The 14,370-nt window shown below is 66.8% G+C and carries 13 protein-coding genes; 8 read left to right on the top strand and 5 right to left on the bottom strand.

Annotation, left to right across the window (positions count from 1 at the left end; genetic code table 11):
- Positions 1-105 precede the first annotated feature (105 nt).
- Entirely contained in the window at positions 106-1,104 is a 999-nt protein-coding gene (locus PRN20_RS00990) for an ABC transporter substrate-binding protein (RefSeq protein ID WP_273955061.1), read from the bottom strand.
- 163 nt (positions 1,105-1,267) lie between these two features.
- On the opposite strand from PRN20_RS00990, the gene PRN20_RS00985 reads away from it, so the two are divergent.
- The 8 genes from PRN20_RS00985 (at position 1,268) to PRN20_RS00950 (ending at position 8,489) form a co-directional block, all read left to right on the top strand.
- The gene (locus PRN20_RS00985; RefSeq protein ID WP_273955060.1) at positions 1,268-1,681 is read left to right on the top strand and encodes a hypothetical protein; all 414 of its coding nucleotides are present in this window, start codon (positions 1,268-1,270) and stop codon (positions 1,679-1,681) included.
- Positions 1,678-2,667: a PQQ-dependent catabolism-associated beta-propeller protein gene (locus PRN20_RS00980; protein ID WP_273955059.1), complete on the top strand. Its 990-nt coding sequence runs from the start codon at positions 1,678-1,680 to the stop codon at positions 2,665-2,667. Before PRN20_RS00985 ends, PRN20_RS00980 begins: the two co-directional genes overlap by 4 nt.
- Before the next feature lie 136 nt (positions 2,668-2,803).
- Entirely contained in the window at positions 2,804-3,973 is a 1,170-nt protein-coding gene (locus PRN20_RS00975) for an amino acid ABC transporter substrate-binding protein (RefSeq protein WP_273955058.1), read from the top strand.
- Complete coding sequence (locus PRN20_RS00970; protein WP_273955057.1) at positions 3,964-4,776, top strand: ABC transporter permease; 813 nt, start codon at positions 3,964-3,966, stop codon at positions 4,774-4,776. Before PRN20_RS00975 ends, PRN20_RS00970 begins: the two co-directional genes overlap by 10 nt.
- Before the next feature lie 86 nt (positions 4,777-4,862).
- Positions 4,863-6,398, top strand: a complete 1,536-nt coding sequence (locus PRN20_RS00965; protein WP_273955056.1) for a DUF6600 domain-containing protein — start codon at positions 4,863-4,865, stop codon at positions 6,396-6,398.
- Between the two features lie 171 nt (positions 6,399-6,569).
- Positions 6,570-7,037: a hypothetical protein gene (locus tag PRN20_RS00960; RefSeq protein WP_273955055.1), complete on the top strand. Its 468-nt coding sequence runs from the start codon at positions 6,570-6,572 to the stop codon at positions 7,035-7,037.
- A 143-nt stretch (positions 7,038-7,180) separates the two neighbouring features.
- Entirely contained in the window at positions 7,181-8,167 is a 987-nt protein-coding gene (locus PRN20_RS00955; RefSeq protein WP_273955054.1) for an SDR family oxidoreductase, read from the top strand.
- Positions 8,168-8,318: 151 nt separating this feature from the next.
- Complete coding sequence (locus tag PRN20_RS00950) at positions 8,319-8,489, top strand: hypothetical protein (protein ID WP_273955053.1); 171 nt, start codon at positions 8,319-8,321, stop codon at positions 8,487-8,489.
- A 104-nt stretch (positions 8,490-8,593) separates the two neighbouring features.
- Here the strand turns inward: PRN20_RS00950 and PRN20_RS00945 are convergent, their stop codons facing one another.
- From PRN20_RS00945 to PRN20_RS00930, 4 genes are all read right to left on the bottom strand, one after another.
- Positions 8,594-9,676, bottom strand: a complete 1,083-nt coding sequence (locus PRN20_RS00945; RefSeq protein ID WP_273955052.1) for a DUF4185 domain-containing protein — start codon at positions 9,674-9,676, stop codon at positions 8,594-8,596.
- A 143-nt stretch (positions 9,677-9,819) separates the two neighbouring features.
- Positions 9,820-10,938: an ABC transporter ATP-binding protein gene (locus PRN20_RS00940; RefSeq protein ID WP_273955051.1), complete on the bottom strand. Its 1,119-nt coding sequence runs from the start codon at positions 10,936-10,938 to the stop codon at positions 9,820-9,822.
- A gap of 2 nt (positions 10,939-10,940) precedes the next feature.
- Positions 10,941-13,496 carry a GH116 family glycosyl-hydrolase gene (locus PRN20_RS00935; RefSeq protein WP_273955050.1) on the bottom strand — a complete coding sequence of 852 codons (2,556 nt, stop codon included), beginning with the start codon at positions 13,494-13,496 and terminating at the stop codon, positions 10,941-10,943.
- Positions 13,497-13,511: 15 nt separating this feature from the next.
- Entirely contained in the window at positions 13,512-14,366 is an 855-nt protein-coding gene (locus tag PRN20_RS00930) for a carbohydrate ABC transporter permease (protein WP_273955049.1), read from the bottom strand.
- Positions 14,367-14,370: the final 4 nt, after the last annotated feature.

The following is a 14,370-nucleotide window of genomic DNA, read 5'->3' as shown; positions in this document are numbered from 1 at the left end:
GCAGAAGCAGCAGGCTCAGGAGTTCGAGCGGGATGCCCCGCCCGATCCTGGCCTGCTGCCGTGCTTCGGTTTCGGCAGCGGTCCTGCCGTCGCGCAGTTCAACCGCTATTTGCGATAGCCCTTCCAGAAGGTGCCGTCGGCCAGTTCCGTCGAGGGGCCGACCACGTCGGCGCCACCGAACTTGGCCATCACCGCGAAGGATTCCTCGGCCGGCTTCATGCTGGACGAAGCATACTTCGTCACGATGCCGGCGCGATAGTCGTCGCGCAGCTGGGTAAAGAGCGCGTCGTCGTCGCCGACATTCATGACGTCGCGGATCTGGTCCCACACGGCGTCATCGGTCAGCAGGGCGTTCTTGGTCTCGAAGCTGGCGTCGAGGAAGGCCTTGAGTTCGGTCTTCTTCGTGCGAGCGGTGTCGTCGAAGAAGGCCCAGCCAAGCAGCGGCGGGGTCTCGGAGACGCCGAGGTCGGCGAGCATGGCCGCAACCGAGATCAGCTCGGTCTTGCCGGCGAGCTTGGCGCGCGAGTTCCAGTTCCAGAGGTTGAGCGCCGCCTGGGCCTGGCCGCCGGTGATGAGCTCGTTGACGAGCGGCGGGGCGCCGAACTTGGCCGAGGCGTCTTCGGTCAGGTCACCGCCGGTCAGCTTGTTGTAGTAGGCGGCGAGGATGACATAGCTCTTGTCGACCGGGCTGCCCGAGACGGCGAGGGTCTTGCCCTTGAGGTCGGCGACCGAGGTGATGCCGGCAGCGGGATCGACCACGAGGCCGCCCACCGTCAGCGAGTGCGGCACCATGGTGACCATGTTGCCTTCGTGGCGCTGGATCGAGACCCAGACGAAGTCGGACAGGATGACGTCGACTTCCTTGGCCTGCAGCGCGATCTGGCCGGCCTTGCTGTCGGCCACGTCGCGGATGTCGAGCTCGAGGTGGTGCTTCTTGTCGATGCCGAGCGCCGCCATGGCGGCGAGCTCCCATTTGACGGTCCCGGTCGCCTGCACGCCGAGCGAAAGCTTGTTGGGGTCCTGGCCATGCTGGGCGGCCGCACCGGTTACAGTTGCGATCGCGAGGGCGAGGCCCAGGGCCGCGACGCGGAAGAGATTGCGCATTGTTCCTCCCGGAACGCTGGAGTTCTGGTCATGCAGCGCTATCACCGACCTCATTGGGCTTGGCAATATCACGTATTGCGACCCAGGGATTGCAGGCCCTTCCAGCGCCATCGATTGTCCGTTCTCGAACGAGACAAACGATATGTCCTATGGGGGAACGATAATGAAGAAGCTGGCCCTTACTGCGGCGGTAGTTCTTGCGCTGGCGGGCGGCGCCCAGGCCGAAGGCAATCTCGCGGCCAACGGCACCGACCTGACGCTCGAGATCAATACCGTGGACCTCAAGTTCTCCCAGGAGGTATGGGAACTCGAGACCGGCAAGTATTACCAGCTCGACATCACGTCCGACGGCAACGAGGAGATCTCGGTCGTCGCCCCGGAACTGTTCCGCAATTCCTGGATCAACCAGATCGTCGTCAACGACCTCGAAGTGAAGAGCTACGGGCTCTACTCGGTCGAATTCGACGATGCCGGCACGTTCAACATCTCGTTCGTGCCGATCCGGCCGGGCGAGTACGAGATCTACGTGCCGGGCTACGAGAACCGCGGGCTCAAGGGAAAGTTCGTCGTCAAATGATCGACCGGCGCACATTCATCGGGGCAGGGGCGGCGCTTCTGGCGACCGCCGCTGCCGTGCCGCGCGTCTCGGCCAAGGGCACGGGGATGATCTTCGTGTCGACCGAGAAGGGGCATGAGGTCGTCGTGCTCGACCAGGCGCTGAACGTGGTCAAGCGCATCGCCACCTCGCGGCGGCCGCGCGACATGCACTTCAACTCGACCAAGGAACTGCTCTACGTCGCCTGCGGTGACGACGACGCGATCGACGTGATCGATGTCGCGAGCCTCGAAGTGGTCGATTCCATCCCCACCGGTCCCTCGCCCGAGGTGTTCGCTTTCTCGCCGGACGAGAAGATCATCTACGTCTCGAACGAGGAAGACAGCCGGCTCGAGGCCATCGACATGGAGACGCGCGTCTCCATCCAGGACATCCCGACCGGCGCCGAGCCGGAGGGCGTGCTGGTGATGCCCGACGGCAAGACCGCCTATGTCACCTCCGAAGTCGCAGACATGGTGCATGTCGTCGACACCGCCACGGGCGCCGTCACCAAGAACATCCTCGTGGGCACGCGCCCGCGCCGGTTCATCCTGACGCCGGACCAGACCGAGCTCTGGGTCAGCTGCGAGCTCTCATCCGAGATCTACATCATCGATACCGCCACCAACGAGATCAAGGGCGACAGCCTGATCTACGTGCCGCCCGGCTTCCGCGAGGAAGACGTGACGCCGGTGGGCATGGCCGTCACCAGGGATGGCTCGAAGATCCTGCTCAGCCTCGGGCGCGCCAACCATGTGGCCGTGATCGACGCCAAGACGCACGACCTCCTCAGCTATGTGCTGGTGGGCAAGCGCGCCTGGTCGGTGGACCTCTCGAGCGACGAGAGCAAGGCCTATGTCGCCAACGGGCTTTCCGACGATATCACCGTCATTGACATGGCGACGATGAAGCCGATCCAGTCCGTCGCTGTCGGCCGCGTGCCGCATTCGGTGGTGATCGATGACTGATGCCCCAACCCCTCACCCGTCCCGGCTTCGCCGGTCCACCCTCTCCCCGACGGGGAGAGGAATGGTGCCCCGATCTGGCCACGGCGATTCTTCTCCCCGTCGGGGAGAAGGTGGCGCGCAGCGCCGGATGAGGGGTTTGGCCTCGACTTTCGCAGTCCTCCCCCTGGCGGCGTCGCTTCTCCTGAGCGGCGCCGCATTTTCTGCCGAGGTCAGGATCGGCTACCTGGGGCTCAAGGACGATCCGCGCTATCACCCGGACGTCGTCTACACCCGCATCGAGATCGCGCCGGGCGGCAACCCGATCGACGGCGCGACCATGGGCGTGGAGGAACTGAAGGTCGTCTCCGACGCGGTGGACCAGCAGGTCGTGCTGGATCACCAGGAGGCGGCCGATGCCGCCGCGCTGGTCGCCAAGGTCAACGAGATGGCGGCGGCGGGCGAGCAGTTCATCATCCTCGACCTGCCGGCCGACCTGGTCGACCAGGTGGCCGCGGCGACGAAGGACCAGCCGGTGACGCTGGTCAACGCCACGGCGCCCGAGGACTACCTGCGCAGCCGGTGCTACCCCAATCTTCTCCATACCGCGGCCTCGGACCGGATGCTGTCGGACGCCATGGTGCAGCTGCTGCGCACCCGCAACTGGACCAAGGTGCTGATGCTGGTCGGCCCGGAAGCCCGCGACAAGTCGATGGCGGCGGCGTTCCGCGCCTCGGCCGAGCGGCTGCGGCTCAACATCGTCGACGAGCGCGAGTTCACGCTCGCCACCGACCCGGCCAACCGCGACAAGAACAACACGCTCCTCGTCACCGGCAATGCCGACTACGACCTCGTCTTCGTCGCCGACCACCAGGGCGAGTTCGCGCGCTACCTGCCCTATGACACGCAGCTGCCGCGGCTCGTCGTCGGCTCGACCGGGCTCGTCGCCTCCGAGTGGCAGTGGAGCTGGGACAGGGACGGCTCGACCCAGGTGACCTCGCGCTTCGAGACACTCACCGACGGCCGCCGGATGACCGGGCAGGACTGGTCGACCTGGATCGCAGCCAAGGCGGTCGTCACCGCCTATGCCAAGGCGCGCACCGGCGAGTACCAGAAGACGGCCGACTACATCCGCGGCAACCGGCTGAAGATCGACGGGGCCAAGGGCGTGCAGCTCAATTTCCGGCCCTGGGATGGGCAGATGCGCTTCCCGATCGTTCTGGCGACGCACAACGCGGTCATCGCCGAGGCGCCGCTCGAAGGGTTCCTCCACGAGACGAACACGCTCGACACCCTCGGCACCGATCAGCCGGAGCACACTTGCCAGTAACGCTCGCCCACCTCTGGCTCGGCGTCTATGCCATCACCTGGCGCGAGATCCAGAAGTTCCTGCGCCAGACCGAGCGGCTGCTCTCGGCGCTGGTGCGGCCGGCGCTGTGGCTGCTCGTCTTCGCGACGGGCCTGCACGACCTGCTCGGCGTCTCGATCGTCGCGCCCTACAAGACCTACACGCCCTACCAGGAGTACATCCTGCCCGGGCTCGTGGGCATCGTGATCCTCTTCCAGTGCATGCAGTCGGCCCTCTCGATGGTCTATGACCGCGAGGCCGGCGTCATGCGCGTGATGCTGGTGACGCCGCTGCCGCGCGGGTTCCTGCTCTTTGCCAAGATCACCGGGGCGACGATCCTTGCGCTGCTGCAGTCCTATGCCTTCCTCCTCATTGCGCGCCTCGTCGGCTATGGCGTGCCCGATATCGGCTATCTCACCGCTATTCCGGCCATCATCCTCGCAGGGCTGATGCTGGGCTCGATCGGGCTGCTGGTCTCGGTCTACACCCCGCAGATCGAGAACTTCGCGGGCATGATGAACTTCGTCGTCTTCCCGATGTTCTTCCTCTCCTCCGCGCTCTACCCGCTGTGGAAGCTGCGCGAGGCGGGGGCCGACATCGTCTACTGGCTGAGCGTCGTCAACCCCTTCACCCACGCGGTCGAGCTCATCCGCTTCGCCATGTACGGCCAGCTCAACCTCGTCTCGCTCGCCGTCGTCACCGGCTGCGGCCTCGCCGCCTTCCTCCTCGCCTCCCACGGCTACGACCCCCAGGCCGGCGCCATCCGCAAGGTCAAGCGCGACTGAGCTGACGCGGCCAGACTCCCCTCAATGCGGAACCTTTGTCGTCCCACCTAGTTCGGCCCGGGCAGGGCGCGGTGAGGAGACCAGGAATGGACACCAAACGGCTGCTCTCGAGCCTTGCGCTCGCGGCTCTTCTGGCGGTGACGCCGGCGACGGTGCCGGTGCCGGCGATGCCGGGCGTCGCGCAGGCCCAGGATGTGCGGGTGAGCTTCAACATCTTCTTCGACAACCTCGGGTCGCATGGCCTGTGGGTGAGGGACCCGCGCTACAGGTATGTGTTCTGCCCGCGCGTCGATGCGGGCTGGTGGCCCTATACGCGCGGACGCTGGGTCTGGCTCGCCGGCCGAGGCTGGTTCTTCAAGTCGCCGGAGCCGTTCGCCTGGGCCGTCTATCACTATGGCCGGTGGTTCCGCGACCGGCGGCTGGGCTGGTGCTGGGTGCCGGGGAACCGCTGGGCTCCCGCCTGGGTGAGCTGGCGCCGGAGCGACCGGATTGTCGGCTGGGCGCCGCTGCCGCCCGAAGAGGAAGGCTTCCAGCTCAACCTGGCGGTGAACGTCCGCGAGCCGGCGGCGGATGACGACTGGGTGTTCGTGCCGGTGGTCAACTTCGTTTCGGTCAATCTGGCGGTGAACGTTATCCTCGAGGATCGGAGACCCGAGCTCCTGCGCGAGACCGAGCTGGTCGGGCCGGTGAGCGTCGAGAACAATGTCGTCGTCAACGACGCCATCGACCTCGACTTCATCCAGCAACAGGCCAAGGTCGAGGTCCCGGTGGTCGAGGCGACGCCCGTGAGCGATCCGGCCGAGGCGCAGACCCCCGACATCACCGGAGACACGGTTCCGGTCTTTGCGCCCGAGGTCGAGCCCCCCACGCCCGAGGCGGCGCCACCCGATGCGGTCGAGCCCGAGCAGGCGGCGCAGGAACTGCCGCAGGCCCAGGAGCAGACCCAGCAGGATGAACAGGCTGCGCCAGCCGAGGAGGCAGCCCCGGCCGACGAGGCAGCCCCGGCCGAGGAGACCCCGGCTACTCCGACCGAATGCCCGGCCGGTCAGCAACTGATCGAAGGCCAGTGCGCTCCGGTCGCATCGGGCGAGGAGCAGGCTCCGGCCGAAGAAACGGCTCCGGCCGAGGAGCAGGCGCCGGCAGCAGATGAAGCAACGCCTCGGGCCGAGGAAACCAAGCCGGCTGAAGAGCCGAAACCTGCAGAGGAGGCAAAACCGGCTGAGGAAACTGCCCCGGCAGAGGAGGCAGCACCGGCTGAAGAGGCCGCCCCCGCAGAAAAGGAGCCCCCGGCCGAACAGCAGGCTCCAGTTCAGTGCCCGGACGGCCAGGAGCTGCTGGAAGGCCAGTGCGCCCCGATCGCGCCCCCGCAGGAGCCGGCCCCGGCCGAGGAGAAGGCAGCGCCCGCCCAGCAGGAGGCGCCTCCAGCCAAGGAAGCTGCGCCGCAGGAACAAGCTGCTCCCCCGGAGCAAACCGCTCCTCCGGAGCAAACCGCTCCTGCCGAGCAGGCTGCCCCCGAGCAGGCCGCCCCTGAGCAAGCTCCTGCCGAACAGGCGCCTCCCCCGATCCAGTGTCCCGAGGGTCAGCAACTCGTCGAGGGCCGGTGCCTGCCGGTCGGTGACTAGGCCCGGCTCGCAATGAAGTAGCGGGACGGGCCTCAGCGCACCGAGGCGGGAGCAACGGCTGGCTGAGGTCCGCACCAGGGCGCTGACTGGTTGCGCAGTGCATCCGATGATGGGGAACCTTTGTCGCTCCACCTAGTTCGGCCCAGGCAGGGCGCGGTGAGGAGACCAGGAATGGACACCAAACAGCTGCTCTCGAGCCTTGCGGTCGCGGCTCTTCTGGCGTTGGCACCGGCAATGCCGGTCGTCGCGGAGGCCCACGCTGCGGGGGCGAATTTCGTCTTCGACAATCCGGGTTCCGAGGACCCCGCGCAGATGGCGCAAGCAAGGATCCGGCTGGCCCAGCAAGGGGCGCCAGCCTCGGTTGCACCGACCGGGTGCGTCGCAGGCCTGTACCTGATCGACGGATGGTGCGAGCCGCGCGCCAAGGTGGAGCCGGCTCCCGCGGGCGAGGGAGCACCGGCCGTGGTAACGCGGCTGTCGGTGAAGCTCTTCGTCAACCGGGCGCCCGCGGGGTGGGACACATCCCCGGCGGAACTGACCGGGTGCGTCGATGGCCTGCATCTGATCGACGGATGGTGCGAGCCTCGGGCGATGAAAGAACCGGCTCCCGCGGGCGAGGGGGCACCGGTTCCCGATTGAAGACCGGGCCCACTTCGCAATGAGGTAGCGGCACGGGCGATAGCCGCCTAAGGTCAGATGGCGCCCGCCGCGCGCGGGCGTCGTCAGTTTTTCAGCGACCGGCCGGATGCTCTTCCGGCCGGCTGTTTTTGAGGGAGGGTTGCATGGGGCTCAATGTCCTGTTCGTGGGCGGCACCGGGCAGATTTCGCTGCCGTGCGTCGAGTATGCGGTGGCTGAGGGCCACAAGGTCAGCGTGTTCAACCGCGGCCTGCGCGATGCGGCGCTGCCGGCGGGGGTGACCTCGATCGTGGGGGACATGAAGGACCCGGCGAGCTACCGCAAACTCGGCGACATGCACTTCGATGTCGTGGCGCAGTTCATGGTGTTCACGCCCGAGCAGATGGCCGAGGACATCGCGACCTTCGCCGGCAAGACCGGGCAATACATCTTTATCTCGTCGGCCTCGGTCTACGAGAAGCCGGCGCGGCACTACATCATCACCGAGAAGACCCCGGCGGTGAACCCGTACTGGGCCTACAGCCAGGCCAAGATCGCCTGCGAGAAGATGGTGGCGGAGGCGACGGGCCTGCAGTGGACCATCGTGCGCCCCAGCCACACGGTGCGGACGGGCCTGCCCACCATGATGGGGGAGGGCGACATCGTCATCCGCCGCATGCAGCAGGGCAAGCCCGTGATCGTCGCCGGCGACGGCACCTCGCCGTGGACGCTGACGCGGAGCCGCGATTTCGCCGTGCCCTTCGTCAACCTGTTCGGCAAGGATGCGGCGCTGGGCGAGATTTTCCACATCACTTCGGACCGCGGCTACAGCTGGGACGACATCTACAAGGCGATCGGCCGCGGGGTCGGGCTCGCCCCCAATATCGTCCACGTGCCGTCGGACACGCTCGTCGCCTACAACAAGGCGTGGGAAGGCCCGCTGATCGGCGACAAGACCTGGTCGGCGCTGTTCGACAATTCCAAGGTGAAGCGCGTCGCCGGCGATTTCAAATGCTCCGAGGACCTCGACGAGGTGCTGGCGGAATCGATCGGCTTCCTCAAGGAACGGCTCACGTCCGATGCGCCGGTCAACATGGAGCTCGATCCGCTGATGGATCGGATCACGTCGGAGCAGCTGGCGCTAGGGCGGTAGCGCTTCAGGGGGCGGGGTCTATCGGCGATCACCGGACCACCCCCTCCCTCGATCCCTCCCCTCAAGGGGGAGGGAGGCGGCAGAGTCCGGGTTCCTGACGGACCCAAAGCCGCCCTCATGCGTTTCCTCTTCAGTCGAAAGGAGGCGCGAGATGGACAAGCACAAGGGCCACAAGCAGGACACGCGGCACGCCAAGCAGGACAAGCGCGACGAGATCAAGAAGCGGGCGGAGGACAAGCCCGGCGCCAAGCAGGCCGATCACGAAATGCCGGGTGCGGCGGGATTCCGCAGCGCCGGGGCCGAGGAAGATACCTACGATTGAGGGGCCGCACCCCTCCCCCTTGAGGGGAGGGGCTGGGGGTGGGGGTCCGTCGGTGATCACAGGACCACCCCTCCCTCGATCCCCCCTCAAGGGGGAGGGAGGGCTTACTCCGGCGTCAGCGTGGCCTTCATCACGTAGGTGTTGTACGGCCCGAACTGGCTCATCACGAACCAGAAGCTCAGCCCATCCTCGGCGATCCATGACGGGGTCATGTAGGCGTTGTAAGCCTGGGCGTAGTCGGAGCCGCGGGCCAGCACCTCGGGCGCCGACCACGGGCCTTCCGGCCGCTCGGCGAAGCGCAGCTCGATGGCTTCCGAGAGTTCGTTGAGTGTGGTGTACATCCAGAGCTTGATGCCGGGGTTCCAGACCAGCGAGCCTTCGCCGGCACCGGGCTTGATGACTTCCACGGCCTGCGCCCGATCGCTGACCCAGCCGCTGCCGTCGAAGTATTCCCAGGCCTTGGTGTCGAGCACCTTGTCCGCCGCAACACGGCCGACGCGGGCTCCGGAGAAGCGGCCGCAGGGCGTGCCGACCGCATAGACGTACTGGCCGTCCTCGTTGCCGGCGCCCGGCTGGGCCGACAGCGCCAGCATGTTGAAGCTCGACTTGAAGCTGCCGAACTCGTCCGGCCCCGGGCTCCAGGTCTTGCCGCCATCGGTCGACGAGATGAAGCGCGAGAAGTTGCAGAGCCACACCCCACCCATCGACGAAAAGCCGTTCACCGACATGTAATGGAGGTAGAGCGTATCGCCGACCGTCACCATGGCGGTGGGGATCTTGGTCTGCTCGCCCTTGAACGCGTCCTGGTGCCCGCCCCTCGCGATCTCGACCGCCTTGCCGTCGTCGCCGGTCACCCAGTCGTCGATGACGATGCCGTCCGAGGCGTCGAGGTCCGAGGTGAAGGCGACCACGTTGGAGCGCCAGTTCGGCCCGAAGCGGATGCAGGCGTTCTCCTTCCAGCCGAAGGTGTCACCGAAGGCGAGAACGATCCTGCCGTCGATCTCGGCCATGGTGCCGAGGTCGGTGCCGCAGATGTCCGGGCCCTTCATCGGCGCGGGAGCGTTGGGGCCGGTGAGTGCCTTCACCTTCTCGGAGGTGACGGTGTAGCCGGCGGCGAGGGTGGGGCTGGCGACGGCGAAGGCAAGCAGAGCCAAGGCATGGCACAGCGCGAGAAGAGTACCCCCCACCCTGTCCCTCCCCCGCAAGGGGGGAGGAGACCAGAACACCGGCATCGCAGTTGGCGTCTCCCTCCCCCTTGCGGGGAGGGGACAGGGGTGGGGGTGCTCTTCCCGCACCAGCGCGTCAGTGGCGTTGCTACGGTGAATCTGCATCAGGCGAGAACCCGCATGTAGTCGTCGGCCCAGGCGCGGGCTGGCTCCAGGGTCGTGCCGGATTTGTCGAACACGTGGGTGAAGGCGTCGACGATCTCGTAGTGGAGGCGATCGCCGGCCTTTGCGCCGAGGATGCCGCGCATGGTGGCCGTGACCGGAGTGCCGCTGACGGTCCTGGCGTGGACCACCGTCTCGGCGCCCAGTACCTCAGTGGACACCACTTCGACGGCGAGGGCGCCGTTGGCGGCTGGAACGAGGTGTTCGGGCCGGATGCCGACGGTCACTGCGTCACCCACCTTGGCCGCGCCGTTGCGGCCACCGAGGGTGAGGCGCGGGCCGCCATTGGCGAGGGCGACGACGAGATGCGCGCCCGCCTCTTCGACGGTGCCGACGAGGAAGTTCATCTGCGGCGCGCCGAGGAAACCGGCGACGAACTGGTTGCGCGGCCGGGCATAGAGCTCCACCGGGGCGCCGGCCTGCTCGATGATCCCCTCGCGCAGCACGACGATGCGGTCGGCCATGGTCATGGCCTCGACCTGGTCGTGGGTGACGTAGATCATGGTCGCGCCGAGGCGGCGATGCAGGGCCGAGATCTCGGAACGCATCTTCACGCGCAGTTCCGCGTCGAGGTTCGAGAGCGGCTCGTCGAACAGGAAGACCTTGGGCTCCTTGACGATGGCACGGCCGATGGCGACGCGCTGGCTCTGGCCACCCGAGAGCTGGTTGGGCCGGCGCTTCAGGAGGTGCTTGATCTGCAGGATGTCGGCGGCCTTCGCCACGCGCTCGGCGGTCTCGGCCTTGGGCGTCCTGGCATTCTCGAGACCGAAGCGGAGGTTCTCCTCGACGCTCATGTGCGGGTAGAGCGCGTAGGATTGGAACACCATGGCCATGCCGCGCGCGGACGGCAGCAGGTGGTCGCAGCGGGTGCCGTCGAGCCAGATCTCTCCGTCCGAGGTTTCCTCGAGCCCGGAGATCATCCGCAGCAGCGTGGACTTGCCGCAGCCGGAAGGGCCGACGAACACGGTGAAGCTGCCGTCATCCACGGTCAGATCGATGCCGTGGATAACTTCGAAGTTCTGGAAGCTCTTGCGGACCTGCCGCAGCTGCAATTGGGCCATGGTCAGCCTCCGAGGGTCAGGTCTGCGGTGTCGCCGGCGCAAAGCTTGCGGCCGATGCGGGCGGTCGTGCCGGCGAAGGAGAGGTCCTTGAGGTCGAGGCTGCCGTAGCGGACTTCGAGCCGGACCCGGTTGCCGGTGCGGGTGACGACGCCCCAGCCCTCGCCCACCGACCAGAACCAGCTGCCGTCGCCCTCGTCCTTGGGGGAGAAGCCGATGGCGCCCCTGGTGAGATCGTAGCTGAGGCCGGACCAGGCGTTGACCAGCGCAAAGCTCGACATGGAGCGGGCGTAGTAACTGCCGCACTCGATCTCGTTCCATGGGTTGCGGCGATGGCCGTCGTGGCGGGCGCGGGCGGTGCGGACGATGGCGAGGCCCTCGTCGGTGAGGCCGCGGAAGATCAGGTGCGAGGCGAGCATGTATTCGAGCCCGGTCCACACTTCCTCGGAATAAGGCGCCGGCACGGCCGGCTTGGTGGTGCCCTCCGGCCAGGTGGCGATCAGCACGCCGCCTTCGTCCTCGTAGGCATAGACGCGGCAGGGGTTGAAGTGACCCTTGAGGTCGGCGCGGTAGTTGTGGCGATAGGCCGAGGCGAGCGCGGTCTTCACCTTGTCCGGGTCAAGAAAACTTCCGAGCCCGGCGAGGTCGGCGTGCCACTGGCCGAGGATCTGGTCGGTCGCGCAGCCATCGTTGAACTGGTACTTCATTTCGCCGTACTCGTCCGACCAGTACGTCTCCATGAAGCCATCGGCGAGGACGCCGACCTTGCCCACGGCCTTGTCGAACTTCTCGATCAGCGCCTTGTCGCCGAGGTCGGTCTTCTGGATGAAATATTGGCCGTTGAAGAGTTCGCGGTTGAGATAGTCGGCGCCGGCATTGCCCATGCGCTCGAGTTCGGCGGCGAAGGCGGTATCACCCGCAGCGCGGCCCATCTCGGCCCCGGCCTTCAGCGCCGCGACATACATGGTCGAGAGCCAGGAGTTGGGCCCGAACAGTTCCATGTCGAGCGTGTGGTGCTGGCGGCCCCAGAGGATGCCGGTGCGCTCGGGGTCCCACTGGTCAGGGTTGTCGGCGGACCAGGCATATTCGAGCGCGGTCTTCACCTTCGGCCAGTAGCGCTTCAGCCACTCGGTATCGCCGGAAATCTTCCAGTCGCGGAAGGTCTTGATGATCGAGCCGAACTGGCCGTCGGCGCAGGGGTTCAGCGGGAAGAAGCCCGAGCCGAGCGGGATGACCTGGCGGAAGGTCAGGCCGCCATTGGGCAGCTGGTTGTAGGTGTAGTCGGTCTCGCGCAGCGTGCGCTCGAGCCCGGGGAAGAGGTAGGGCAGCGTCTGCTGGTAGTTCCAGACATGGGTGCAACTGCCGTCGCAACTGCCCCCGTCGGTGAACTGGCCCTCCCAGGCCCAGAACTCACCGTTCTCGAGCCGCATCACCGTGGCGGTGCGGAGGATACTCATCGTGCCCTGCACCGCATCGACGATGTCTACGGGGAGCGAGGTGCCGAACAGCGTGTCGCGGAAGGCAAAGGTCGGGGCGCGCAGCTCGTCCCAGCGCGCGAAGGCTTCGGCGAGGACGGCGCGGCTGTCGGCCCACTGGCTCGCATAATAGTTGCGCCAGGTGCCGGTCTCGCCGTTGACCTGCCCCGGACGCCAGTAGACCTGCCCGACCGGAAAGTGCCAGCTGATGGCGAAGCGGATGGTTTTGCTTTCGCCCGGGGCCACGGTGACGCGGGCGGCGATGGTGCCGTGCTCGGGCTGGTCGAACATGTTCTTGTTGAGCCGCGGCTTGTCGTAGTGCCGCTCGGGCAGCCGGCCGGCGCGGGCGAACTCGCGCCAGAACAGGTTCAGGTCGTCGAACCACTGGCCGCGGAAATGGTAGTCCATATGGTCGACATCGGCGGCGTCGGTGGCGATCGACACGTCGCCGGTCTGCCAGTCGGGCAGCTCGTCGGCGGCGGTGAGCAGCAGCGACTTCACCCCGCCCGCTTCGGCATAGCCGTGCCGGCCGTTCTGGCAGCCGTGGTTCCCGAGCGTGCCGCCGATGCTGTAGTCGACCGGGGTCGTGCCGGTATTGGTGACCTCGATCTCGAACATCGCCGCCGGCAGCGAGGAATCGCGTTCGTTGGTGGGGATGAACGGGCTCCAGGCGGTGAGCTTCACCTTGCCGGGGAAGGTCGCGTCGTGGAAATCCACCTCCGCCACCGGGAACTGCCCGGTGAAGGTGGTGGACTCGAAGTGGGGCACGCCGGCCAGCGTGTTGCGGTTGGCGCCCCAGCCGAAGCCGTCGAAGAATTTCCGCGTCGTCGGCGAGCCCGTCGGGGTGCCCTCATAGGGACCGTTGAGCACGCGCGCGTCGAGCAGCTCGCCACCCCGTTCCGCCTTGATGGCGAAGTGGCTGTAGCCGTTGAAACTCTGGAGGCCCGGTCGGTTGCGGATCGACCAGTCGACCAGCCGCCCGCTGCCCGAGAGCGCCAGGCCCCCGGCGCCGATGCCGCCGAGCGGGAAGGCGATGTGGCGCGTGCGGTCGCCTTCGTAGATGAAACGCGGATCGGTCTTGGTCATAGCGAAATCCATTGGTCAGGCCCGGATGCCCGAGAAAGTGACGCCCTCGATCACCATTCTCTGGGCGACGAGGAAAAGCAGGACGACGGGGAGGATGGCCATGCTCATGGCGGCCATGACGACCGACAGGTTGCCCTGGCTCATGTAGCCGCGCAGCAGGTCCATCGCGATCGGCAGGGTCATCGACGCCTGCGACTCGATCAGCGCGCGCGGCTGGAAGTAGGAGTTCCACGCCCCGGTGAAGGTGATGATGGCGAGCGCGCCGAGCGCCGGGCTCAGTTGCGGCAGCGAGATGCGCCAGAAGATCTTGAAGTAGCCGGCGCCATCCATCAGCGCCGCTTCCTCGAGTTCCTTGGGCTGGCTGCGCAGGAACTGGCGCAGCATGAACACGCCGAAGCTCGAGGTGAGCCCCATCAGCACGAGGCCGAGTGGGTTGTTGAGCAGCCCGAGCTTGGCGTAGCCGAGATAGATCGGCAGGATCGTCACCTGCGCCGGGAACATCAGCCCGATCAGCATGACGAAGAACAGGCTGTCGCGTCCGGGAAACCGCAGCCGCGCATAGGCGAAGGCGGCGAGCGTGCAGGTGACGAGCTGGCCGATGGTCACCAGCACCGCGACGTAAAGGCTGTTCCAGTAGATCCTGAGGAAGGGCACCGAGGAGTCGAGCACCGTCTGGTAGTTGGTGAGGTCGAAGCTGGGCGGAAAGAAGCTCGGCGGCATCTTGTAGGCTTCGGCCGCCGGCCGGAACGACATCGAGAACAGCCAGAAGAAGGGCATCAGCATCGCGATGCCCATCAGCAGCAGCACCGCGATGATGGCGCGATCGACCCACTTCCTGGCTTCGCGCGTCTGCATGGATCTGGTTTGCATGGCG

Source organism: Devosia sp. ZB163 (assembly GCF_028613635.1).
GTDB lineage: Bacteria > Pseudomonadota > Alphaproteobacteria > Rhizobiales > Devosiaceae > Devosia_A.
Note: the sequence above shows the minus strand (reverse complement) of the source record. Positions and strands in the feature narration are given on the sequence as shown.

Coding starts and splice junctions, on each gene's coding strand:
- PRN20_RS00980 (WP_273955059.1), top strand. CDS start 1,678: ATGATCGACCGGCGCACATTCATCGGGGCAGGGGCGGCGCTTCTGGCG.
- PRN20_RS00950 (WP_273955053.1), top strand. CDS start 8,319: ATGGACAAGCACAAGGGCCACAAGCAGGACACGCGGCACGCCAAGCAG.
- PRN20_RS00935 (WP_273955050.1), bottom strand. CDS start 13,496: ATGACCAAGACCGATCCGCGTTTCATCTACGAAGGCGACCGCACGCGC.
- PRN20_RS00960 (WP_273955055.1), top strand. CDS start 6,570: ATGGACACCAAACAGCTGCTCTCGAGCCTTGCGGTCGCGGCTCTTCTG.
- PRN20_RS00930 (WP_273955049.1), bottom strand. CDS start 14,366: ATGCAAACCAGATCCATGCAGACGCGCGAAGCCAGGAAGTGGGTCGAT.
- PRN20_RS00990 (WP_273955061.1), bottom strand. CDS start 1,104: ATGCGCAATCTCTTCCGCGTCGCGGCCCTGGGCCTCGCCCTCGCGATC.
- PRN20_RS00940 (WP_273955051.1), bottom strand. CDS start 10,938: ATGGCCCAATTGCAGCTGCGGCAGGTCCGCAAGAGCTTCCAGAACTTC.
- PRN20_RS00965 (WP_273955056.1), top strand. CDS start 4,863: ATGGACACCAAACGGCTGCTCTCGAGCCTTGCGCTCGCGGCTCTTCTG.
- PRN20_RS00985 (WP_273955060.1), top strand. CDS start 1,268: ATGAAGAAGCTGGCCCTTACTGCGGCGGTAGTTCTTGCGCTGGCGGGC.
- PRN20_RS00955 (WP_273955054.1), top strand. CDS start 7,181: ATGGGGCTCAATGTCCTGTTCGTGGGCGGCACCGGGCAGATTTCGCTG.